The organism is Flavobacterium lindanitolerans, assembly GCF_002846575.1.
Lineage (GTDB): Bacteria > Bacteroidota > Bacteroidia > Flavobacteriales > Flavobacteriaceae > Flavobacterium > Flavobacterium lindanitolerans.
This window is the reverse complement of the sequence record NZ_PJND01000008.1, coordinates 75,722-97,746: the sequence shown is the minus strand read 5'-3', so window position 1 is coordinate 97,746 and position 22,025 is coordinate 75,722. Positions and strand designations below refer to the sequence as shown.

The 22,025-nt window shown below is 37.4% G+C and carries 18 protein-coding genes and 1 tRNA gene; 5 read left to right on the top strand and 14 right to left on the bottom strand.

The window, feature by feature from the left end:
* Positions 1-9: 9 nt before the first annotated feature.
* Entirely contained in the window at positions 10-582 is a 573-nt protein-coding gene (locus B0G92_RS10295; protein ID WP_101472461.1) for a Crp/Fnr family transcriptional regulator, read from the bottom strand.
* Between the two features lie 153 nt (positions 583-735).
* Here B0G92_RS10295 and B0G92_RS10290 point away from each other — a divergent pair, with 153 nt between their 5' ends.
* The gene (locus B0G92_RS10290) at positions 736-2,022 is read left to right on the top strand and encodes an erythromycin esterase family protein (RefSeq protein WP_101472129.1); all 1,287 of its coding nucleotides are present in this window, start codon (positions 736-738) and stop codon (positions 2,020-2,022) included.
* 121 nt (positions 2,023-2,143) lie between these two features.
* On the opposite strand, the gene B0G92_RS10285 is transcribed toward B0G92_RS10290, so the two are convergent.
* Both B0G92_RS10285 and B0G92_RS10280 read right to left on the bottom strand, forming a co-directional pair.
* Complete coding sequence (locus B0G92_RS10285; RefSeq protein ID WP_101472460.1) at positions 2,144-2,560, bottom strand: hypothetical protein; 417 nt, start codon at positions 2,558-2,560, stop codon at positions 2,144-2,146.
* A 217-nt stretch (positions 2,561-2,777) separates the two neighbouring features.
* Complete coding sequence (locus tag B0G92_RS10280; protein WP_101472459.1) at positions 2,778-3,689, bottom strand: ClpXP adapter SpxH family protein; 912 nt, start codon at positions 3,687-3,689, stop codon at positions 2,778-2,780.
* Positions 3,690-3,928: 239 nt separating this feature from the next.
* On the opposite strand from B0G92_RS10280, the gene B0G92_RS10275 reads away from it, so the two are divergent.
* A complete protein-coding gene (locus B0G92_RS10275; protein WP_101472128.1) occupies positions 3,929-4,303 on the top strand; it encodes a winged helix-turn-helix transcriptional regulator in 375 nt (124 codons plus the stop codon).
* Between the two features lie 40 nt (positions 4,304-4,343).
* Here B0G92_RS10275 and B0G92_RS10270 read toward each other — a convergent pair whose 3' ends face one another.
* The 6 genes from B0G92_RS10270 to B0G92_RS10245 form a co-directional block, all read right to left on the bottom strand.
* Positions 4,344-4,640 (bottom strand): hypothetical protein, encoded by a 297-nt coding sequence (locus B0G92_RS10270; RefSeq protein WP_101472127.1) that lies wholly within the window; start codon positions 4,638-4,640, stop codon positions 4,344-4,346.
* A 36-nt stretch (positions 4,641-4,676) separates the two neighbouring features.
* Positions 4,677-6,188, bottom strand: a complete 1,512-nt coding sequence (locus B0G92_RS10265) for a S41 family peptidase (RefSeq protein WP_101472126.1) — start codon at positions 6,186-6,188, stop codon at positions 4,677-4,679.
* Between the two features lie 28 nt (positions 6,189-6,216).
* Positions 6,217-6,765, bottom strand: a complete 549-nt coding sequence (locus tag B0G92_RS10260; RefSeq protein ID WP_101472125.1) for a GNAT family N-acetyltransferase — start codon at positions 6,763-6,765, stop codon at positions 6,217-6,219.
* A 140-nt stretch (positions 6,766-6,905) separates the two neighbouring features.
* Positions 6,906-11,093 carry a fibronectin type III domain-containing protein gene (locus B0G92_RS10255; RefSeq protein ID WP_101472124.1) on the bottom strand — a complete coding sequence of 1,396 codons (4,188 nt, stop codon included), beginning with the start codon at positions 11,091-11,093 and terminating at the stop codon, positions 6,906-6,908.
* 941 nt (positions 11,094-12,034) lie between these two features.
* Entirely contained in the window at positions 12,035-12,358 is a 324-nt protein-coding gene (locus B0G92_RS10250) for a nuclear transport factor 2 family protein (protein ID WP_101472123.1), read from the bottom strand.
* An 18-nt stretch (positions 12,359-12,376) separates the two neighbouring features.
* Positions 12,377-13,171, bottom strand: a complete 795-nt coding sequence (locus tag B0G92_RS10245; RefSeq protein WP_101472122.1) for an SDR family oxidoreductase — start codon at positions 13,169-13,171, stop codon at positions 12,377-12,379.
* Between the two features lie 124 nt (positions 13,172-13,295).
* On the opposite strand from B0G92_RS10245, the gene B0G92_RS10240 reads away from it, so the two are divergent.
* From B0G92_RS10240 to B0G92_RS10230, 3 genes are all read left to right on the top strand, one after another.
* Positions 13,296-13,661 (top strand): winged helix-turn-helix transcriptional regulator, encoded by a 366-nt coding sequence (locus B0G92_RS10240; RefSeq protein WP_101472121.1) that lies wholly within the window; start codon positions 13,296-13,298, stop codon positions 13,659-13,661.
* A 96-nt stretch (positions 13,662-13,757) separates the two neighbouring features.
* Positions 13,758-14,582 carry a helix-turn-helix domain-containing protein gene (locus tag B0G92_RS10235; RefSeq protein WP_101472120.1) on the top strand — a complete coding sequence of 275 codons (825 nt, stop codon included), beginning with the start codon at positions 13,758-13,760 and terminating at the stop codon, positions 14,580-14,582.
* A 221-nt stretch (positions 14,583-14,803) separates the two neighbouring features.
* The gene (locus tag B0G92_RS10230; RefSeq protein ID WP_101472119.1) at positions 14,804-15,712 is read left to right on the top strand and encodes an alpha/beta fold hydrolase; all 909 of its coding nucleotides are present in this window, start codon (positions 14,804-14,806) and stop codon (positions 15,710-15,712) included.
* A 322-nt stretch (positions 15,713-16,034) separates the two neighbouring features.
* Here B0G92_RS10230 and B0G92_RS10225 read toward each other — a convergent pair.
* From B0G92_RS10225 to B0G92_RS10205, 5 genes are all read right to left on the bottom strand, one after another.
* A tRNA-Ser gene (locus tag B0G92_RS10225) sits at positions 16,035-16,119 on the bottom strand.
* Positions 16,120-16,275: 156 nt separating this feature from the next.
* Positions 16,276-17,412 carry a 3,4-dihydroxy-2-butanone-4-phosphate synthase gene (ribB, locus tag B0G92_RS10220; protein ID WP_056066492.1) on the bottom strand — a complete coding sequence of 379 codons (1,137 nt, stop codon included), beginning with the start codon at positions 17,410-17,412 and terminating at the stop codon, positions 16,276-16,278.
* The gene (locus B0G92_RS10215; protein ID WP_101472118.1) at positions 17,412-18,872 is read right to left on the bottom strand and encodes an LptF/LptG family permease; all 1,461 of its coding nucleotides are present in this window, start codon (positions 18,870-18,872) and stop codon (positions 17,412-17,414) included. Before B0G92_RS10215 ends, ribB begins: the two co-directional genes overlap by 1 nt.
* Before the next feature lie 7 nt (positions 18,873-18,879).
* Positions 18,880-19,524 (bottom strand): outer membrane lipoprotein periplasmic chaperone LolA1, encoded by a 645-nt coding sequence (lolA1, locus tag B0G92_RS10210; RefSeq protein WP_245867790.1) that lies wholly within the window; start codon positions 19,522-19,524, stop codon positions 18,880-18,882.
* 1 nt (position 19,525) lies between these two features.
* Positions 19,526-22,006 carry a DNA translocase FtsK gene (locus tag B0G92_RS10205; protein ID WP_056066500.1) on the bottom strand — a complete coding sequence of 827 codons (2,481 nt, stop codon included), beginning with the start codon at positions 22,004-22,006 and terminating at the stop codon, positions 19,526-19,528.
* Positions 22,007-22,025: the final 19 nt, after the last annotated feature.

The following is a 22,025-nucleotide window of genomic DNA, read 5'->3' as shown; positions in this document are numbered from 1 at the left end:
GCACCAACGTCAGAACCGCACGGTATTCATCAGCTTGCTAAAGTTGGTCGGATCTATTGCCAGATAGGCTGCTATATATTTTTGAGGTACTTGTTGCAACAGATGTGGACTTCTCTGGCAGAATATTTTAAAACGCTCTTCAATAGTAGTAGAGCGGAGTTCCATCTGTCTGTTGAGAAGACCTATAGACAGGTTCTCAGATAATTTCCGGAATAGCCGTTCCACCTGTTGGGACCGTTCAAAAATTTCCTGTAAAGCAGCATAGCTCAGGTAGCTTAACGTACTGTCTGTAATACAGGTTACATTATAGGTCGATGGTTTCTGAAAAATAAACGATTCCATTACCACACACAGGTTGGGTGGATAGGCAAACCCCAGGATATTGGTTTTTCCCTGTGTATCAAAGTTATACATCTGAATGCCTTTTTCAACAAAGTAGATATTGCGCTGTGTTTCGCCCTCGCGCACTATATAATCGCCTTTTTTGAAGTGCTTCGTCTGGAAATCTTTTGTAAGAAGCTCAAAATCACTAGGGGCAAAAACAGGATGTACCGTGCAGAAATAGTTATATAATGAGTTCATAATACAAATTAAAAAAACAAAAGAATCATTACCCGCAATATAGGATATAAAAGGTTGTAAAATTGTAGTTGTAGTATAAATTACTCCTGTTTGCGTATTAGTGCCCAGAAGCAACTTTTTTATTTTTACATTTACCCAAAACCAAAATAAACTATGTATAGAGCTTTTTACTGTTTAGGATTTTTGTTTTCGATTAGCTTGAATGCACAAACCAGCAATGTCGTATCCTGGCTAAATACCAACGCAATTGTTATTGAAGATGCAAATCCTGATGCAGAGCTAGTGGCATTTACACAGAATGAACCTCAAGGCTTTAAAGAAGCAAGAATTTATGGGTTTGGTGAAGCTACCCATCATGCTAAAGAATTTTTTGACCTGAAAGCCAAGTTTTTTAAATACCTGGTTGAGCACAATGGTGTGAGGATTTTTATTATGGAGGAAAGTTATCAGGCTGAACAAGCTATTAATGAATGGATAAGTGGCGGTCCTGGAGATAAAGCTAGTCTTATAAAAAATTTCAGACATTTTTTATGGCGTACTACTGAAGTAGCTGATTTGCTGGAATGGATGCGTAATTACAATCAGGGAAAACCCCGGGAGGCACAGATACGATTTTATGGAATAGATAACCAAATGGGAGATGATATTAATAAAAGACTAAGAAGCTACGTTCAAAAGTATAATATTAATATTGATGAAAACCTGTTAGCAGCAGCAGACAGTTGTTCGGTAGCAGAATATGGACATGTAAAAATAAAGGAATGGGCAAAGAAAATGCAACCGAAACTACAGCAGTTAACCCAATTGCTAGAACAGGATTCAACACGCTTAAAGGCTGCAAATGCAAATGAATATATTGATATGATGCGAGGGTTGGGCTATCTGGAAGATTATACAGCTTATATTTCATGGCCGGCTGCAGATGTGCGTGATAATGCAATGTATGAGAATGTTTTAAAGATAATGAATATAGAAGTGCCAGATAGTAAGGTATTTATATGGGCACATAATGAGCATATAAATAAAAAAGATTTGGGTATGACGGTACCAAGCTTGGGCAGCAGGCTTAAAGAACACTTTAAGGATGACTATTATGCTATGGGATTTGATTTTGGAAGCGGCAAGATGTTGGGCTTTATTATTAAAAATAAGCAGGTATTAGGATCGGAATACCGTCTACTTGACAAACCTTATAATAAAACGTATGCAGAAACTTTTTTTCAAGCCCTGCCTGATATCTATTTTGTTGATATTGCCACAGCTGTTAAAAATCCTGAGATGAAAAAATTCTTTGGTACTAAAATGAAGCAGCTTTTTATAGGGGGACCAGGATTTGACCCGAAGGACCCGAAGTTTTTTTCAAGAAAATATGAGGAAACCTATGATGGTATTATTTTCTTGAAAAAAATTTCACCTAGTGTTCGTCAAAAACAAACATAGAAACAATTTGTATATTTGGAGGTGTCAGTAAGAACAAAAAACCTGTAAAGCATAAGATTTACAGGTTTTTATATTTTTAAATAAGAACTACATCAACCCTTATATTTATAGATCGTTTTAGTTATTCCGAAAAGTATTCAATCACTTCTTTATCTTCCATGACAATATGGTCAGTAATATGAAAAACTTCTTTTATCCAAGGGTGTTTTAGGGCATCATTTCTGTCTAATATTTTCCCAAGTATTTGATGTGTCCAAGGTGATTCTTCTCTGTCCATCAAACCAACCTGATAATTTTTTCCCTTAGTCCATATTCTGAAAGGAAAAGAATATCTGTTTTCAGGAACTTCATCAGTTCCCCAATCTCCAATACTAATTATTCCGTTAGCTACTTTATCTTCATGGTCTCTGGTAAATTTTATGTAATAAATGGCAAAAGCATCATCGTCTTCATAAACAAACCGTGTAAGATTTACAGTTTCTTTTCCACAGCATTCACAAAGTTCTAAATGTGGTTCTTCAAATTCTATTTTAAGCATGGGTTTGATGCGATAATTAAGCGGTTTATATTGTTTTTCATTAAGAATGAATAATATACTACTGATAAAGATAATGTTTTTCCGAAAAAAATCCATCTAATATTTTTCAAAAACAACCATAGAAACGGCTCGTATATTGAGATGTCAGTAAAAATAAAAACCTGTAAATCTTATGGTTTACAGGTTTTAAAACTAGATTGTGTTTGAGCTTCAGTAACTAATTCTTTACCGTCCAAATAGAACCATTTTTAGTTGTCAGCTTCTCTAATTTGCCTTTTGCTACAAGTTCATTTAATTGCTTTTCGCTTTCTGCTCTTGGTGTTCCGGAAAGTTCAGAAAATTCTTTTGCCGTTAAAGAAGGATATTTTGAAAAAAGCACTTCCCAATTTTTATAATACTCGCTTTTGGTAGCTTTTGAGTGAAGTTTTAAAATAGCACTTTCATAAAATACATATGGTTTTGAACCATAAACGGTTTCCTTCTGTCCTGTTGCATCTATAAAGAAGATAGTTGGAAATCCTCTGACACCATTTTGTTTTGCAAAATGCAAATCTTCCTCAAAAAGTACTTTGGCTTTGCCATTAAAATCGGTTGTAAATTGTTTTACGTCTAAACCAACTTTTTTAGCCGCCATTTCTAAGTTTTCCCACTTGGCAATGTTCTTTTTTTGCAGGAAAACCATTTCCCGGATTTCCCTTAAAAAATGAATAGCTTTTTCTTTGCTCTGCATTTCTGCTGCTTTAAAAGCTATCGATGGCGGATAGGAGGATGGTAGCGGGTCTTCCAACCAAACATCACCATCAATAGGCATATCATAATAAAGACTCACTTCATCCCAATGATGTGCTACATCAGAAGGTTTGCTGATACCGCCGCTGTTATAGCTCCAATCCGGTAATAAACCACCCATTCGGTACTCAATTTCTATACTATTACCGTATTCCAATTTTAGTTTTCGGATTTGTGGTTCTATTCCCCAGCAAGAAGAACAAATAGGGTCTGTGAAATAAATAACCTTTACTGGTTTTTGGGTGTTTTGCGTTACAACTTTTCCTGATTCTGCATTATCGGGTATTCCACAAATACCTTCAACAGGATCACATAATAGGGGGTTGGTATTGTTTTCCATTTTTTTATCTGTTTGAGCCTGACAACCGAAGTTAGCCAGCATTAATACTAGTACTGTTATAGATTTTAATTTCATTTTTTTTGAATACTATTTCAGAATAGGCTTACAATTTATACCCACAAAACTACGCTACATTCGATGTATATTTGCTATGGGTTTCCCTTTGGAAACTACTTTCCTTTTAGAAAGTGTCTGATGGATTGCATAACTTTGTAAAACATACATTTAATCCAAAAACGATGAAAAAAACCGCCGAAATAAATGCTACACCTATTTGTCAGGTTCGAATGCAAGCTATTAGTGATACGATGAGCCTGTTATCAGGAAAGTGGAAATTTCATATATTGGGAACACTAATAGAAGGCAATACATTGGGATTTATGGATCTGTTACGGGAAATAAACGGAATTGGGACAAAAATGCTCTCAAAGGAACTTCAGGATTTGGAAGTAAATAATTTAGTTAATCGAAAAGTAATGAATACAAAACCAATAACGGTTGAATATTCAATTACGGAATATGGTAAGACACTTTCGCCATTAATTGATGAAATGGCAAAATGGGGAATTGATTACAGGAAGAAGGTTTATTTAAAAGAGGGGCTAAGTGACTAAGGTTCTGAGGGGCTAAGGTTAGGTGTTTCATTAATAAATATTATTTTCCTTTATCTGTATAGATTCCTAACGCTCCACTTTCTATATCTTTTAATGTAAGTTTGTTTTCCGTTCCGGGTAAGTAGGTTGTTTTTAATTCTACTATAACTGCTAAAGGCATTGAGCCTTTATAAATAGTATCATTTTGTATTTTTAAATTTTGATGTTTAAAACTTAAAAAATCTCCAATATGATAACCTCCTGCGTATTTCCAATTGCTGTTTATTTTTTCTTCTCTGGATTCGCAACTGCATAAAGCCAGAAAAAATAGAATTATAAATAATGTGTAAGATTTCATTTTGAACCATGTTGGTTAATGCTTACGGCTAGCTAATTACTTTATCAGCTCCATAGCCTTTTCAAGATCACAATCTTTTTTACTTATAATGTCTGATGGAGCATACTCCACTTTGTAATCCGGCATAATTCCCCGACCACGAATTGAATTTAGGGCTACAGATTCGACACGCATCCAGGGGAAGTCAATCCTTATCTTGGTGTTTGGTAACGTTAATTCCTGCATGACCATACCATTGCATCCTTCTTCACTGCCGGCAGTTTCTCTCCCAATGAATTTTACATTTTTACGTTGTGATTTAAGCGCTGCTGTAAAAAGAGCACCCGAAGAAAAAGTAGCTCCATCAATTAAGACATACAAATTGCCATCAAAATGATACTCTTTTGCTAACGGAAGCGGACCGTATACTGTGCCCATTGCAGGTGTCGTCTCTACATGATACCATAAACCTTCTTTATTGGTGATTTTATATCCCTGTAAAAAATCATTGGTACGATCTTTATCAAAATAGTTGGCAGACTTATTTAAATCCGGGTTTTGTAACCGCGACTTGACATCTTTAATGATAGAAAAAGGCGAGTCTGCGAGATAGGACAACAATTGAATTGCAACACGGATGTCACCTCCCGTATTGTGTCGCATATCCAGTATCAGATTCTTTATTTTTTTAGACTCGATCTGCTTAAAAGCCTCTTTATAAGTAATGGTGTCCTGATAGGAGAAAGGCTTTGTCTCAAATAATGCAGTCTGAGAATCATTAAAAAACCGAAGCTTAAGATTTCCTGTGTTTTTTGCCGTAGTCCAGTTTGTATAATTATCAAGAAGCGAAGCTTGGGGGTCGTTCAAGATTATTTCATCTGTATCTACAGTCAAATCTTTAAGTTCGCCTTGCCTGGTTCGTATCTGCATTTTATAAGCACCTTTCCAATGGTAATATTTATTGCAGGCGTCCGCAAAACCGCCGTATTCACTTAAAAACAATTCTTTAAAGGTTTGATTATATCCGTCAGTAGAATACAAGTCAAAACCATGTTTGATAATTTCTTTTACAACAACGTCATTGATACTGATAATTTCATCCCCGGTTCGTAATACCTCTGTTTGATGGGTAGTTATAAAAACCTTACCATTAGTGACAAGTACTTCAAATGGTATATGGGCAGGATACAGACCCTGAGGATCTTTATGTCCTACAGAATGTTTTATCTGTGTATGCCCACATCTTAATTTACAGATAAATGGGTATAGCTGAGAAATAAATTCACTTTCATATAACGATTTATTGATTGATGAATAGGTCTGATCATAAGCTTTGCGGAGACTGTCAGCTGAGGTATAATAATTATATCCCGGATGCATCTCTTTTATTGCCGACCACAGGATAGCCATATCGGCCTGCATATTTTTTACAGATAACTTTTGTGGAATATTGGCTTTTTCAGAAGATTTATGACTTCCTTCCTGGCCTTTAACGGGTAGAGTAGCCCCTACAAATAAAGTAATAATGATTATATAGAATAGAGTTTTATATTTTGTGTCTGGTTCCATTATGTAAGGCTATGGTTATTGATAATTCTTATCTGTTTAATTTAGAGTAGATTACAGTGTCGATAAATTCTCCGTTATAAAATTCATTTTCCTTAAAATGTGCTTCCTTAACAAAACTGCATTTTTCCAATACTTTGGCCGACGCTATATTTTCAGGATCAATCATTGCCTCGATAGAATGTAATCCCATTTTGGTAAATCCATAATCAACAACCCCATTAATGGCTTCGGTAACATAACCTTTTCCATGAAAGTCAGGGAGTAGCATATAGCCAATTTCTGCCCGGTAATGTTCCGGCTTCATACGAAAATAGCCAATAGTTCCAATCATTTTAGGATTGTCTTTTAGCGTAATGGCCCAATTAATCATCTCATTGTTGCTGATTTTTTCATCCATCATTTTGAAGTGTTCTGTTGCTTCTTCAAGTGATGTAGCTACCGGACGCGGAATATATTTCATGATGTTTGGGTCAGAACGTAGTGCAAATAGTTCATTGGCGTCATTTAAATCAGCACGTCGGAGTTTCAGCCTTTGGGTTTCCAATTCAGGAAAATCTGAAAAATTTATGATAAGCATTATCTCTTGTATTTCTGTAAAGTTATAGTTTTTTCGTTTAGAAACTAAGTGGCAGTTATAAACTTCAACTTGATAGCTATAAAAATAAAAACCCCGCTTTTAGCGGGGTTTTAAGTTTAAGTCAGAGTAATTTATAAAAATTAGTTCTTTTTAAGAGCCAGTTTTTTAGTAACACTCTTATTCTGGTAATCTATTTTCACATAATAAATACCTTCTGCAAAACTATCTATCGATAAATCCGATTTTGACAGAGATGGTTTGAAAGTAGTGATTACTCTTCCAAGGTTATCTGTAATTGTAATGTTATCAGCTATTACACTTCCGGTTTCTACAGTAAACTGACCATAACTTGGGTTAGGATAAATAGTAACATTATTTTGAGCAAACTGATCAATACCAAGAGGATTTCTACAAGTAACTGATTTAACTCGAACGGCATCCTGAGAACCACAATTTGCATTAGTATGCACATAATAACGGATAACACCTACATTGCTGCCAGATGACCAGTTCAATGGCGAAGGTCCGCTTGCCAAAACGGTCATTCCATTATCATCTGTGATAGTAATATAATCTGTTGCTACTGAAGTTGAGAAAGTATATTGCTGACCATAATTGATGTAAATGTTTGTAAACTCACCGGCAAAACCTTGAGAAACTACCTCTGCAGATCCCATACAGGCTATTTGAATTGCTTCTGCAGGATTAGGTCCAAATGTAGCACCATTACATCCAACAGCAGGAATAGCATCAAAACTTCCGCCATAAACCCAGTCTCCTTTTGTAGAACCACAATTAGCTCGTATCCAATAGCTGTAATTTGTTGCAGGACTTAGTCCGCTAACAACCATTGAAGTGTAGTTATTAGAAACCGTATGCGTTGGTGTGCTATTGTATGTTGGAGCAGTATTACTTTGAACCACATATAAATCATATCCTGACGAAGGTGTTGGTGATGGAGCAGTCCATCTGATCAGGGCAGAGTTTGATGTTACATTAGATACAGAAACATTGGTTGGCAGACCGCAACCTCCGATAGGAGTACTGCTGCAGGTAACCGATTTTACTCTGATAGCATCTTCAGCACCACAATTTGCATTGCTATGTACATAAAAACGGATAACGCCAACATTGCTTCCAGATGACCAGCTTAGTGGCGTAGTTCCACTTGCCAAAACGGTCATTCCATTATCATCCGTAATAGTGATGTAATCTGTTGCTATTGAACTTGAGAATACATAATACTGACCAAAATTGATGTACATTTTTGTAAACTGACCGGCAAGACCTTCAGCAACTATCTGAGGGCTTCCTGTACAAGCTAATTGAAGCGTTTCTGTAGGGTAAGAGCCATATATAGCACCATTACAACCAACAGCAGGAATAGCATCAAAACTTCCGCCATAAACCCAGTTTCCTCTTGTGGAACCGCAATTTGCACGTACCCAATAGTTATAATTGGTTGCAGGACTCAATCCGGTAATAAGTCTTGAGTTGGTAGAAGACAGGTGCGTAGGATTACTGTTTGCTGTTGGAGCAGTATTGCTTTGTACCACATACAAGTCATATCCCATAGGAGCAGGAGTTGGTGCCGTCCAGATAATTCGGGCTGAGTTTGATGTTACATCGGTTACTGAAAGGTTAGAAGGTGCACCGCAACTTGGGGTAGCATCAACACACTTGATAGAACGTACTCTATCTGTGTTTGCAGTTCCACAGCTCGCATTGGTATTCAAATGGTATCTTACAACTCCTGAAGTAGTGCCTGAACTCCAGTTTAAAGGCGTTACTCCGCTAGCCAGAATTACTGTTCCATTCGCATTTGTAATCGTGATATAATCTGTGGCAACAGAACTTGTAAACGTGTACTGTCTGTTATCCATTACATTGACATTTGAATATTCTCCTGCCCAGGAGTCAGAAGCGATTTGTTCATTAACTCCTGTACACGCTGGCGTGAAAGTAGCATTAGGATACAATCCATTAGTAGCACCATTACAGTTTAGAGCGGCAATGGTCGTAAAATTCCCACCAGATACCCATGCACTTTTTGTACCACCACAATTGGATCTGATCCAGTAATAGTAAGTTGTAGAAGCATCCAATCCTCTTAAAACACCCACACCGGCAGTAGTACTTGTAACAGTCGCTGTAGTATTGGCAGTAGGTGCCGTATTTGTAGTAACGATATAAATATCGTATGAAGCAGGTGCAGTTGCAGGCGCAGTCCAGTTCAATCGGATTGAGTTTGATGTTATGTTGGTAACCGATAAAGCACTTGGCACACCACAACCTCCTGTTGGAGCATCAACGCACTTAACAGAACGTGTTCTATTTGTGTTTGCAGTTCCACAGCTAGCATTCGTATTCAAATGATATCTTACAACTCCTGTAGTAGAACCTGAAGTCCAGTTTAAAGGAGTTACTCCGCTTGCCAAAACTGTTGTTCCGGCAGCATTTGTAATAGTAATATAGTCTGTAGCAACCGAGCTTGTAAAAGTATATTGTTTATTTGCCACTACATTCACATTTGAGTATTCTCCAGCCCAGCAGTCAGTAGCTATTGGTTCATTAGCTCCTGTACATGCAGGTGTGAAAGTAGCATTAGGATACAATCCGTAGATAGCACCGTTACAGTTTAGGGCTGCAATAGTTGTAAAATTTCCGCCAGATACCCAGGCACTCTTTGTAGATCCACAATTGGATCTGATCCAGTAGTAATAAGTTGTAGAACCTTCCAATCCGCTTAAAACGTCAACTCCGGCAGTAGTGCTTGTAACTGTAGCAGCCGTATTTGTAGTAGGAGCCGTATTGGTAGTAACGATGTAAAGATCGTATGAAGCAGGTGCTGTTGCAGGTGCAGTCCAGCTTAATCGGCTTGAATTTGAAGTTATGTTTGAAACCGATAAAGCAGTTGGCACACCACAAGTTGCTGCAGCAGCAGTACACTGTATGTAACGTTGTCTGTTGATGTTTTGTGTACCACAACTTGAATTAGTGTGTATGTAATACCTGATAACACCAGACGTAGAACCTGAATTCCAAACCAATGGAGAAGGGCCGGTAGCTATAGCTGCATTTCCAACCGGATTCGCAATAGTGATGTAATCATTTACATTCGAACTTGAAAAAGTATATTGTTTGTTTGCCGTTACATTGACATTTGAATATTCGCCGGCATAGGCGTCGTTAACAATCATTTCAAGAGAGCCGGAGCAAGCCGGAGTAAATGTAGTTTGTGGATGAAGCTCACCAACGGTGCATCCTCCTACAACACCACCACATTTAATCGATTTGATTCTTGCTGTATTCTGTGTACCGCAAGAAGAATTGGTATGCAGGTAATATCTGATAGTACCCCAGTTAGAGTTGTTAACCCATACTAATGGAGTTTGTCCGGAAGTATAAATAGTAGCTCCGGTAGGATCAGTAATAGTAATAAAATCTGTCGATACAGAACTGGTGAATGTATATTGCTCATTAGGGGTTACATATACGTTTGTATATTCTCCTGCATGGGCATCGGCAGCAATTTGCTGAACAGTTCCGTTACAGGTTACATTGACAGTGGCTTCAGGATACAGTCCAAAAGGAGCGCCGTTACAGCCTGCAGTACCCGTTCCGGAAGCAGTAGTCGTAAAAGAGCCACCAGGAACCCAAACTCCTCTGTCGGAAACACATTGAGTACGTACCCAGTAGTAGTGTGTTGTATTAGGAGCTAATCCTGATACTTGAGCTTCTCTGGAACCGTTAGCCTCCGTAGTTGGAATTGTATTCGTAACAGGAGAAATTCCAGTAGTGTTTACATAAACATCATAGGATGTAATCTGCCCTATAATTTGAGCGTTCCAACTCACTTTACAAGAGTTCGAAGTGATATTCGAAACCGAAAGTGTATTAGGAGAATCACAGGAACTGTCTATTGTGGTAGTTTTTAAATATACTTGTCTATCTGTTATATCACCACTCTCGCACTGTGAGCCGGTGTGAATGTAATAACGAATCGTCTGAGGATAAGGAGGTGTAAAGTTCAGACCATTCGAACCCGAGAGACCGCTCACAAATACCTGTGCACCATTAGCATCGGCAATTGTGATATAATCTGTGGCACGTGTGCTTTTGAATGTATATCGCGTAGCCGTTGAAAATGTTTTTATCAACAGATATTCGCCCGGACGTATACCATTGAAGATGATACGTTCATTGTTGTCATAAACGGGGGTAATTGCTTGGGAGGAAGTCAGACTTCCGTAAGTGCATTGCGCACTGACCTTCTGGATAAAGCATATAAGTGCCAGAAGGTACAGAAAAGTAATTTTTGTTTTCATAGTTTATATTTAAGGTTTGCTTTTAAATTTTCAGATGCTGAATTTAACCGACGTTATTTTGACCGTAAGGCATTCTAATTTCATACTTTATGGTTTTTTCAGCATACAATAATAAATCAAAGAAAAATCATAATCTCAACTGATGTATAAGCGAAGCTTTTTTGGATATTAACGTAGTAATTCAGTGTAGCATCGTTTTTATGGAAAAAAGAAGCTTAAAATTTGAGGGCCTTAGGATTACTTTTAGCATAAGTCAATAGGTAAAAGAATCAGGAATTGACAAACAACATTTTGATGACAAGGAGTCAGGGATGAGGTCAACAAAAGTTGAGTGGAATCGGAGTACAGCTCTTCTTTGTCGAATTGATACTGTTTAAGCATTGGGTTTGTTGATTTGGCTGGAAAATTAATATTAATCTTTTTAAAATGCTAAAAAAATCTTAATAAAATTTGTTGGCGATCAACAGCGGTTTGGCGCTATAGCTCTATTTGATTTTTATTTGTTTAAATAAAAAAGACGATTTAACTTAATTGAGTTAGACGTTTTTTCTTTTTTATACATGTTTACAAACTTGCAGAGCATTTTGTTTGTTGCCAATTTAAAACGATAAAGCCTGCAATTATCACAATTGCAGGCTTCATGAGGTATTCCAATAATTTTTACTAGAAACAAACAACCTGGTTATTTGATTTAAAGTATACTTTGGAGTCTTGGGATTTCAGACGAACCCTTTCGCTTTTATATTTCTTTGAACAGCTAAAAAATAATATTGAAATTTCCGCACAGCAAGTGAATATAAGTATTTTAAATTGCAAGTCGGCTAATGAACCTAAACCTAAAAGAATATAAGCACTACGTCGGTGATTTTGATAAAATTTATTCAATAGCCTTCAATTTGAAAGAGGGTGTCTTAAAATGAGTCACTCTTTTTTCGTTGATGCTATCCCGTTACTTTCAAATGCTGAATTAATCCATCAACAATATCAAAATGAAATTTTAATACAATAGGACTTCCCGGGAATGTACCGGAACATTCTGCCGATAAAACACTTGAAGTGCCATTTTCAGTATATTCAAGAGGTTTCATCACAGATCTGTATTTTTCATTTGATTCTTCTATCCAATACTGGATTTCGACTCTTCCGTTATGCGTTTTGCCCTCATCAAACACCACGGCGGTTTCAGAAAAGCAATTGGTGTAGGCAATGCTATCGAAGCTGTTTTGTGCATTAACCAAGTCTGTTATTATTTTCGGTAAGTTCATTTTTATTTTTTTAGATGATTAAATTGTTGGTACTGTACCACCATCGATTATAAATTCTGTTCCCGTTAAATAATTGGCCCTTGGTGAAACGAGAAAACCAACCAATTCGGCTACTTCTTCCGGTTGGGCAGGCCTGCCATAAGGTATTCCTCCCAACGCATCCATGACACCCTGTTGGGCTTCTTCTATGGTACTGTTTGCGTTTCTTGCAATCTCGCCCAGCCACGCTTCCGATGCTGTTGTATTTATCCATCCTGGTGAAACAGTAAGCACGCGAATACCTTTGGGTGTTACTTCATTTGATAAACTTTTACTATAATTGATCAGTCCTGCTTTTGCAGCGGCGTAGGGCAAAGTAGAATCATACAAAGGCAATCTGCCCTGAATTGAGGCAATATGTATAATGACACCGCTTTTTTGACTTATCATTTGTGGCAGAAATCCCCTGTCCAACCGCACAGGAGCCAGTAAATTAGCTTGTAGGGTTGATTCCCAATCTTCATCGCTCAATGCGGTAAAACCACCGGCGGGTGTTGTTGAAGAACCAAGGTTGTTCACAAGGATGTCAAGCTTTCCATAAACAGATAGCACCTCACGGATTACCTTTTGTGTTCCTTCTGCCTTACTTAAATCGGAAGGAATAAAATGCAGTCTGCTGTTTTCTTTTTCGGGTGCGTTCCTTGCACTAATAATAACGGTTGCGCCAGCCTGTAGCAGTCTTTCTGCAATTGCCTTTCCGGCTCCTTTTGTACCTCCGGTTACCAAAGCAATCTTGCCGGATAACTCGTTGTTGAAATTAAATGTTTGTTCCATTGTTTTATATTTTTGTACAAAGTTGGGATGTATATAACTATCTGGCAATAAGGGAAAATCGAATTGCATAGGGATAATTTTTTCCCCTATTGTACAATTTGGAACATTGCACTAGCTTTGCTATATGTACGAGAGAAAAATACCTTTAAACCTGAATTGCGGCCTTGACCTTATTGGCGAAGTCCTTTATGGAAAATGGAAAATGCGTTTGTTGTGGTTTATCAACCAGGGACATAAGCGCCCCAGCGAACTGCAACGTAAAATCCCGGATGCCTCAAGAAGAGTGCTGACGATTCAGCTGAAAGAGTTGGAGGACCATGAATTGATTTCAAAGATGATTTATCCTGTTGTGCCTCCCAAAGTTGAATATAGCCTGACAGATTTTGGAAAAACGCTGATTCCCGTAATTGCAGCAATTGGCGGATGGGGAGATGAACATGAAGAGCGTTTGCGGTCGCTCATTTTGAAACGGTTAGATTCAAAGTCATGATGAATAAAAAAACTAATAATCATTATTTTTAGCATAATTTTTTTATCCAAACGAAAACTAATGAGTACTATTCTTTTTATTACATAAGATCGAAATATGCTAAGAGAATTTTCATATAAACAGTTTGGGAACATTGAATTCAGCAAGGAAGCTACAGAAGAAACGGCACTCGCTTCAATAGCTGAACACATTAAAATTCTATTTATACCAAGAAAGGCTACTATACAGGTTGATTTCCAGGAATTCACGATGGAAACAGATACGCTTTTATTCATCAATCCCCAGGTGATTATTAAACCTTGTGAAACCGTCAATGGGCAGTTGATTTATTTTAATAGAGATTTTTATTGTATCGAAATTCACGACCAGGAAGTGGCCTGTGATGGTATCCTTTATAGTAATGTTTTTGAAATTCCATTTATCAAATTAGATGAAATTCAATCCGGGAATATCCAAAGTATTATTCAGGAAATCAACACTGAAATGACAAATGATGATTCCAGTACAGAGGAAATGTTAAGAATTCTATTAAAAGTTATCATTCTCAAATCGACTCGCATATGGAAACAGCAACATCAGCTATCGGAAAACAGCCAGCATGCAGATGTTCAGTTCTTAAGGAAGTTCAGCAAATTGGTTGAACAAAATTTTAAGACACATCATACCGTTGCCGATTATGCTGAGATGTTATTCATAACGCCAAAAAACCTAAGTAAAAAAATAGGGCTAATCAGCAAAAGAACTCCAAACGATATTATAAAAGAACGAATCATATTAGAGAGCAAGCGACTTTTGGCGCATACCAAAATGACAGTAAAAGAAATTGCCTTCATTCTCAATTATGAAGACGATGCTTATTTCATCCGCTTTTTTACCAAATACGCAGGTTTGTCGCCGATGTCTTTTAGAAAGCAATTCTAAATCTAAACAGACAGCAAATTTATAAGCAAAGCACGGCAATTATGTCGTGCTTTTTCTATTAAACCAATACAGGGAAATAATGTAAAGCATTATGAATCCGCTTGATTTTGCATTCAGGGAAAAAAGTGCAATTTAAAGAGAAAACCGTCCATTGATGTCCTTGAACATTTCCCGCAACTTTGCTTCATCGAATAATACTAACAATTTAAAAATAACAAAAAATGAAAAATTTAATTTTAGCAGTCGGATTGTTTTCAACCTTATTAATAAGCAATGTTTCGTTTTCACAAACAAAAAGAGTCGCCGCTTCGGCTGGTAGGGAAGAATATATTGAAGTAGAGAAAAATGTAAAACTTCATGTAACCGATTTAGGTGAAGGACAGCCTGTTGTTTTAATTCATGGCTGGCCTCTAAGCGACGAAATGTATGAATACCAATACCAGTATCTAAGCCGAAAGGGGTTTAGGGTAATCGGAATAACCTTGAGAGGTTTTGGAAAATCAGACAAGCCTTATGGGCGATATGATTTTGATGTTTTTTCGGATGATATTAAAGTGGTTTTAGACAAACTGAAAATTAAAAATGCTGTAATGGGTGGTTTCTCCATGGGTGGTGCGGTAGTGCTTCATTATGTTACAAAATATGATGCAGCCCATGTTAACAAACTAGCCCTTTTTGGAGCAGCAGCCCCTTCGTGGAAGAAAAGAGACGGATCTCCTTATGGCATATCTGAAGATGATGCAAACGGACTGATCGCAAAAACCATGACAGGCAGAGAAGATTTGATCGCTGGATTTGGAAGCGCCTTTCCTGCCAAAGAAGGCAATATCTCGAAAAATGTAGAAAAATGGCTGGAAAGTATCAATTTGCAAGCATCGCCTTATGCCATCACCGAATCGATAAAAGCGCTTTCAAATATTGACTTACGTCCTGAATTATCTAAAATTAATATTCCCGTAGCGATTTTTCATGGGCTACAAGACAAATTATGTCCATTCGGGTTTGCGGAAGAGCTGAATAAAGGAATTAAAAATTCCCGTATCATAAGATTTGAAAATAGTGGGCACGCCTTATTTGTTGAAGAAACAGAAAAATTCAATACAGAGCTAGAAAAGTTTGCAAGACAATAAGCATTGTAGTATTATTTAAATAAAGACATACGAAGGAAATTATTCAACTTTGTGTGTCTTTAATTTTTAGTAATATTATTAGTCAATAAATATAGTAGCATCACATTCTAGAAACAAGATATAAATGAATTTTCGTATTGATTTATAGTGGTTTATGTAGTAATTCGTGGCAGTTTTTTTAAATAAATTTTTGCCACGAATCTGCCACTAAAACTTAGAGCACTTTTGAAAATAATGCGTGTAGGAGTAAAAAGCAAAAGCCTGCAAATCTTAAGATTTGCAGGCTTTATAATGCTTTTAAAGATATCTTCCGATTCTTCTGCGGAGAAAGAGGGATTCGAACCCCCGGACCTGTTACAGTCAACAGTTTTCAAGACTGCCGCAATCGACCACTCTGCCATTTCTCCAGTATGTTGCTATCATTTCCTGATTGCGAGTGCAAATATAGAAACCTTTTTTGAGTTTCAAAACATTTTGAAGGTAAAATTCAAAACATTTTTCAGCAACATTTTTAATTATTTCATTTTCTAGTGTTTACACCAAAAATAAAATTCATTTATTTTTTAGAATTCGACGTATTCCATGATTTCTAAGCCATATCCAATCATACCGACACGTTTCGTCTGCTCAGAATTGGATAATAATCGGATGTTGGTGATGTCGATATCATGCAATATTTGTGCGCCAATACCAAAATCTTTGTTGTCCATTTTTACTTGTGGTGCCTTAAAAACTCCTTTTTCCTGTAATCCTTTTAGTTCTGTGATACGATTCAGGAGTTCAATAGGCTGGATTTCCTGATTGATGAACAGAATGGCACCTTTGCCTTCTTCATTGATACGTTGGAACATTCTTTCCAGTTTTTGGTCAGGATCATTCGTAAGCGTACCTAAGATGTCATTATTGACTTGTGTGGAATTAATACGGGTCAATATTGATTCTCCTATATTCCAGCTTCCTTTGGTAAGGGCAAGATGGACTTGCTTATTTGTAGTTTGTACATAAGCTCTAAGTCTGAATGTGCCAAAACGGGTTTCAATTTCGAAATCTTCTTTCTTTTGGATAAGACTGTCGTGCTGCATTCTGTAAGCTACCAAATCTTCGATTGAAATGATTTTCAGGTCGAATTTTTTAGCCACTTCAAACAGCTGTGGCAAACGTGCCATAGAGCCATCTTCGTTTAGGATTTCTACAAGAATTCCGGCCGGTTTTAGCCCGGCAAGACGTGCCAGGTCGATAGCAGCTTCTGTATGTCCGGTTCTTCTTAAAACACCGCCTTGTTTTGCCCTTAACGGGAAAATATGTCCCGGACGTCCCAAATCTTCCGGCTTGGTATTATCGTCAACCAAAAACTGTATGGTTTTGGCACGGTCATGTACGGAAATTCCAGTAGTACAACCATGTCCTATCAAGTCAACAGAAACCGTAAATTGGGTTTCGTGTAATACCGTATTATTGGTAACCATCAGGTTGAGGTCTAATTCCTTGCAGCGGGCTTCGGTTAGCGGGGCGCAAATCAGCCCACGACCATGCGTTGCCATGAAATTAATCATTTCAGGTGTCACTTTTTCTGCAGCGGCAATAAAATCGCCTTCATTTTCACGATCTTCATCATCAACTACAATGATGATTTTTCCCTGACGGATGTCTTCAATCGCTTCTTCAATAGTATTGAGCTTTGTAATTTTATTCTCGGACATTATTTAGGTGTGTTGTTGTTTTTAATTCTGAATAATTTTTGGAATCCTTTCTGGATAGGAGAGAGGATAATATCCATATTAATCAATCCGATGTCGTTTGTAGCCCTGTAAGTCAGTAAGATGGCCAAAGGGGACAAAACAAATGAGGACATCCAGGAACCCAAAAATGGTGGAATTCCGTTTTCCTGAGCCAGTTTTCGGCCAAAGGTATTGATAAAATGGAAGGTAATAAAAATGAGGACGGCAAATACGATTGGCAATCCCAATCCTCCTTTTCGGATAATTGCGCCAAGAGGAGCTCCGATAAAGAACATTAATATACAGGAAAAAGCAATGACAAATTTTTCATACAAAGCCAGCCAGTGGTTATTGATGTTTTTTTGTTTTAATTCCATTTCCTGTTTTGTGCCTTCAATAGAGAATTTGGCGCTTTCAAGATTACTTATTGCAATTTCCAATGCTCTTGATTTGTCGGCTGTAGATAAAATGCTTAAAGGATCTGTTATGTTAGTATCTTTTTTAGGTTTGCTGTTGGCAGCTGCTGCATTTGGAGCTTTGTAATTAATGACCCCGCTTCTCTGGTAAATATTTTCTGCAAAAGAAACCAAGTCCTTATTGAAGTTTTTATGAAGGGAATCTAAGGTGTATTTAAGTTCACTTACATTAAGCATGGCGTTGGTATTCGTAATATTCGATTCGTCTTCCACCGTATTCAGTTTGGACAAATCAATATTGATAATGTCCTTTTTAAAGGAAGCTTTCACAAAAGGAACTCTATTACGCTCTTCGTATTTCTTAGGAATAATATTTTCGTAATAATTGCCGTCAAACAAAATCATTTGCAGCATAGTAGATTCTTCCTGATTTACCAATAGGCCATTTTTAGCCTTGATGACAATATTGTTTCCAATACCATTGGCCGCTTTTTTGTGGATAGTCACTCCGCTCAGCTTTTCGCCTTTATCTCCCGATTTTTTATTGACTTTGATATTGTAATCGCCAACGTCACTAAATTGTCCTTCTGCAATAGCCATAGCAGGTTTGGTTTGAACGATATCCCTGCGAAGATTTAAGGATTTGTATTCCGCTACCGGAATGACATTGTTCGCAAAAAAGAAAGCTACGATACTTAAGAAGACAATAAATACCATCAGGCTTTTCATCGCTCTCTGAAGCGAAATTCCTGAAGATTTCATAGCCGCAAATTCATAGTTCTCTGCCAGGTTCCCGAAGGTCATGATAGAGGCCAGTAATATGGAAAGCGGCAATACCAAAGGAATCATCTTTGGCGAATAGAACAAAAGAAATTTTACAATTAGAAGCATATCCAAATCTTTTCCTGCCAATTCAGCAATAAAAAGCCAGACTGTTTGCAAGATAAAAATGAAAAAGAGGATTACAAAAACCGTAGCTAATGTCTTCAGAAATGTCGTTAGAATGTATCTGTCAAGAATTTTCACCGATGTATCAATCTAGTTTGTTGATATAGTAATTAGGGTATTTACTTTCCGCAAAGGTAAATTGATTTTTTGATAATGGCTGATTGGTTTTAAAAGAATTAACAGTGATTGTAGTTTTTGATCCGTTCTTTCCTATTTCCATAAGATTGTAGATGTGTTTAGTCTGAACATCAATACCCAAATAGATTTCTTTTCTTTCGTCTTTAGAACTTGTTGGAACCAGCTTCACATATTGGATTTTTCTACCGCGAACGTTTTGCAGGATATCCCAGGAATATTTGAATCCGTGATTGAAAAATGTCAGCATTTTGGATGGTGTTACGGCATCTTCTTCATTTTCGTCAAATTTTGAAATGCTTATTTCTTCATCTTCGGGAACAATATTATATATTTTTTTTCCGTCATAGATTTTGGTCACTCCCATGAAGTTCAGGACATATTTATTGCCCTGCATGATAACATTTCCTTTGCTTTCCTGATTTAGGTTTTCTTTTGGATTGGTAAGGGAATATTTAAAGTCAATAGCAATATTATCATAGCTTTTTACTTTGGCAGATACTTCATCCAGCAGATTTCTGGCTTTTTGGCTGTTCTGCGCCTGAATAGTAAAGGAGATAAAAAATAATGCAATAACGGGTAATAACCTTTTCATTTTAAAAATCATTTTGCTCATTGTTAAAGAATTGGTCAAGAGAATTCAAGTCAGGAATATTAACGGTTCTGGCTTTACTTCCTTCAAAAGGGCCAACAATTCCGGCGGCTTCCAATTGATCAATTAATCTTCCGGCACGGTTATAACCCAGTTTCAGCTTGCGCTGTAATAGGGAGGCTGAACCTTGCTGTGCTGTAACAATGATTTCGGCAGCTTCCCTGAACATGGAATCTCTTTCGCTAATATCCACATCAAGTTTAATGCCATTTTCTTCTCCGATGTACTCGGGAAGCAGGTATGCGTTAGGATAGGCTTTTTGTGCACCTATAAATTCAGTAATTTTTTCTACTTCCGGAGTGTCTACAAAAGCACACTGCACACGGATTACATCGTTTCCGTTGGTATATAGTAAATCTCCACGTCCAATAAGCTGGTCGGCACCCTGAGTGTCCAGAATAGTTCTGGAATCGATTTTTGAAGTAACACGGAAAGCAATCCTTGCAGGGAAGTTCGCTTTGATTATACCAGTAATAACGTTAACCGATGGTCGTTGCGTTGCAATAATCAAATGGATTCCGATGGCCCTTGCCAACTGTGCCAGTCTTGCAATAGGAGTTTCGACTTCCTTGCCAGCTGTCATAATAAGGTCGGCAAATTCATCGACGACCAAAACGATATAAGGCAAAAACCGGTGTCCGTTTTCAGGATTTAATTTTCTTAACTTAAACTTTTCGTTGTATTCTTTAATATTACGCACCATCGCGTCTTTTAATAAAGAATAACGGTTATCCATTTCAACGCAAAGAGAATTTAGCGTATTGATTACTTTGGCATTATCGGTTATGATGGCTTCTTCCGTATCAGGAAGTTTGGCCAGGTAATGGCGTTCAATCTTATTGAATAGCGTAAGCTCGACTTTTTTAGGGTCTACCAAAACAAATTTTACTTCCGCCGGGTGTTTCTTGTAAAGCAATGATGTCAATACGGCATTTAAACCGACAGATTTTCCTTGTCCGGTAGCACCCGCCATTAAAAGGTGAGGCATTTTTGCCAAATCGACAACAAATGTTTCGTTGGAAATTGTTTTACCAAGTGCAATAGGAAGTTCCATTTCAGCTTCCTGGAATTTTGCAGCCCCAATAACGCTTTTCATAGAAACCATAGTCGGATTCTTATTAGGCACTTCGATACCAATAGTTCCTTTTCCCGGAATTGGCGCAATGATACGGATTCCCAAAGCAGATAATGATAAGGCAATATCGTCTTCCAAGCTTTTGATTTTTGAAATTCGGATACCGGCTTCCGGAACAATTTCATATAATGTTACAGAAGGACCAACCGTAGCTTTGATTTGGGCAATTTCTATTTTATAGTTTCGTAAGGTTTCAACAATCCTGTTTTTGTTTTCTTCAAGCTCTTCCTGATTGATTGTAATTCCACCATTTGAATATTCTTTCAGGAGGTCCAGTGTTGGGAATTTGTAATTCGACAGGTCTAAAGTAGGGTCGAATTCTCCAAAATCGGCAACTAATTTTGAAGCCAGGTTTTCTATAACCGTATCTTCATCGGCAAATTTTTCAATTACGAAAGCGTCGTCGTTTGTTTCTATAATTTCCGGTTCGTGCGAATGTACCGGAGCTACCGGAGGTTTGACGATTGGCTCGATAGTAATATGTGAAGGATTATTGATGGTAGGTTTTAACGCTTCCTTATTGATTTCAAATTGGGAAAGCGGTTTTAGGGTAGGTTCTTCAATTTCCTCATCCTCTTCTTCAATAATATCTTCTTCTTCGATAATATCCTCTTCCAAAATTTCGTCTGTCAGTTCCTGTACGGCTACAGGAGCTGCAACAGATTCGGCCACGGCTCTTTCTTCTGCTTTTCTCTTTTTTTCCTCGAAATAGTTTTTGATAGCATCCGGCGAAACTTTCATTTTGAAAATCAGGTAAACAAGCAATCCAAAAACCAATAGGAGTAGGGTACCTGCTTTTCCAAGATAATCCTGCATGAAAAGATTCATTTCAAAGCCAATAACACCTCCCAGTTCAGGTAGGAAATCGGCAAAGAATCCAAATAATATGGAAATGATGATAATGGCAAACAAATCCCAAAACCAGGTGTTTTTAAGTTTTTTTACCGGCAAATCCAGAATAAGGTACATTCCGGTTATGAAGAATAAGCGTACCAAAAGAAATGAGGCTACACCAAATCCCTGGTATAAGAATAAATTGGCAAGGTAAGCACCAAATTTCCCTAACCAGTTCTGAACTTCTACTGAACGGTCTGCCAATGCATCTACAGCGCTCTGGTCATATTGACCGTATAAGAAAAAGGATATAAAAGCCAGCAAAAGGGCAACAGAAAACAAGACTAATAAAGCTCCGAAGATTACTTTGTGTTGTCTTGTCAATTTCCAGGTTTTCTTCTCAGAAGATTGAGAATCCTTTTTGCCGGGAGTTTCTTTTTTTGTCGTTTTAGCCATTAAAAGAGGAGATGATTAG

Coding starts and splice junctions, on each gene's coding strand:
- B0G92_RS10295 (WP_101472461.1), bottom strand. CDS start 582: ATGAACTCATTATATAACTATTTCTGCACGGTACATCCTGTTTTTGCC.
- B0G92_RS10290 (WP_101472129.1), top strand. CDS start 736: ATGTATAGAGCTTTTTACTGTTTAGGATTTTTGTTTTCGATTAGCTTG.
- B0G92_RS10285 (WP_101472460.1), bottom strand. CDS start 2,560: ATGCTTAAAATAGAATTTGAAGAACCACATTTAGAACTTTGTGAATGC.
- B0G92_RS10280 (WP_101472459.1), bottom strand. CDS start 3,689: ATGGAAAACAATACCAACCCCCTATTATGTGATCCTGTTGAAGGTATT.
- B0G92_RS10275 (WP_101472128.1), top strand. CDS start 3,929: ATGAAAAAAACCGCCGAAATAAATGCTACACCTATTTGTCAGGTTCGA.
- B0G92_RS10270 (WP_101472127.1), bottom strand. CDS start 4,640: ATGAAATCTTACACATTATTTATAATTCTATTTTTTCTGGCTTTATGC.
- B0G92_RS10265 (WP_101472126.1), bottom strand. CDS start 6,188: ATGGAACCAGACACAAAATATAAAACTCTATTCTATATAATCATTATT.
- B0G92_RS10260 (WP_101472125.1), bottom strand. CDS start 6,765: ATGCTTATCATAAATTTTTCAGATTTTCCTGAATTGGAAACCCAAAGG.
- B0G92_RS10255 (WP_101472124.1), bottom strand. CDS start 11,093: ATGAAAACAAAAATTACTTTTCTGTACCTTCTGGCACTTATATGCTTT.
- B0G92_RS10250 (WP_101472123.1), bottom strand. CDS start 12,358: ATGAACTTACCGAAAATAATAACAGACTTGGTTAATGCACAAAACAGC.
- B0G92_RS10245 (WP_101472122.1), bottom strand. CDS start 13,171: ATGGAACAAACATTTAATTTCAACAACGAGTTATCCGGCAAGATTGCT.
- B0G92_RS10240 (WP_101472121.1), top strand. CDS start 13,296: ATGTACGAGAGAAAAATACCTTTAAACCTGAATTGCGGCCTTGACCTT.
- B0G92_RS10235 (WP_101472120.1), top strand. CDS start 13,758: ATGCTAAGAGAATTTTCATATAAACAGTTTGGGAACATTGAATTCAGC.
- B0G92_RS10230 (WP_101472119.1), top strand. CDS start 14,804: ATGAAAAATTTAATTTTAGCAGTCGGATTGTTTTCAACCTTATTAATA.
- ribB (WP_056066492.1), bottom strand. CDS start 17,412: ATGTCCGAGAATAAAATTACAAAGCTCAATACTATTGAAGAAGCGATT.
- lolA1 (WP_245867790.1), bottom strand. CDS start 19,524: ATGAAAAGGTTATTACCCGTTATTGCATTATTTTTTATCTCCTTTACT.
- B0G92_RS10205 (WP_056066500.1), bottom strand. CDS start 22,006: ATGGCTAAAACGACAAAAAAAGAAACTCCCGGCAAAAAGGATTCTCAA.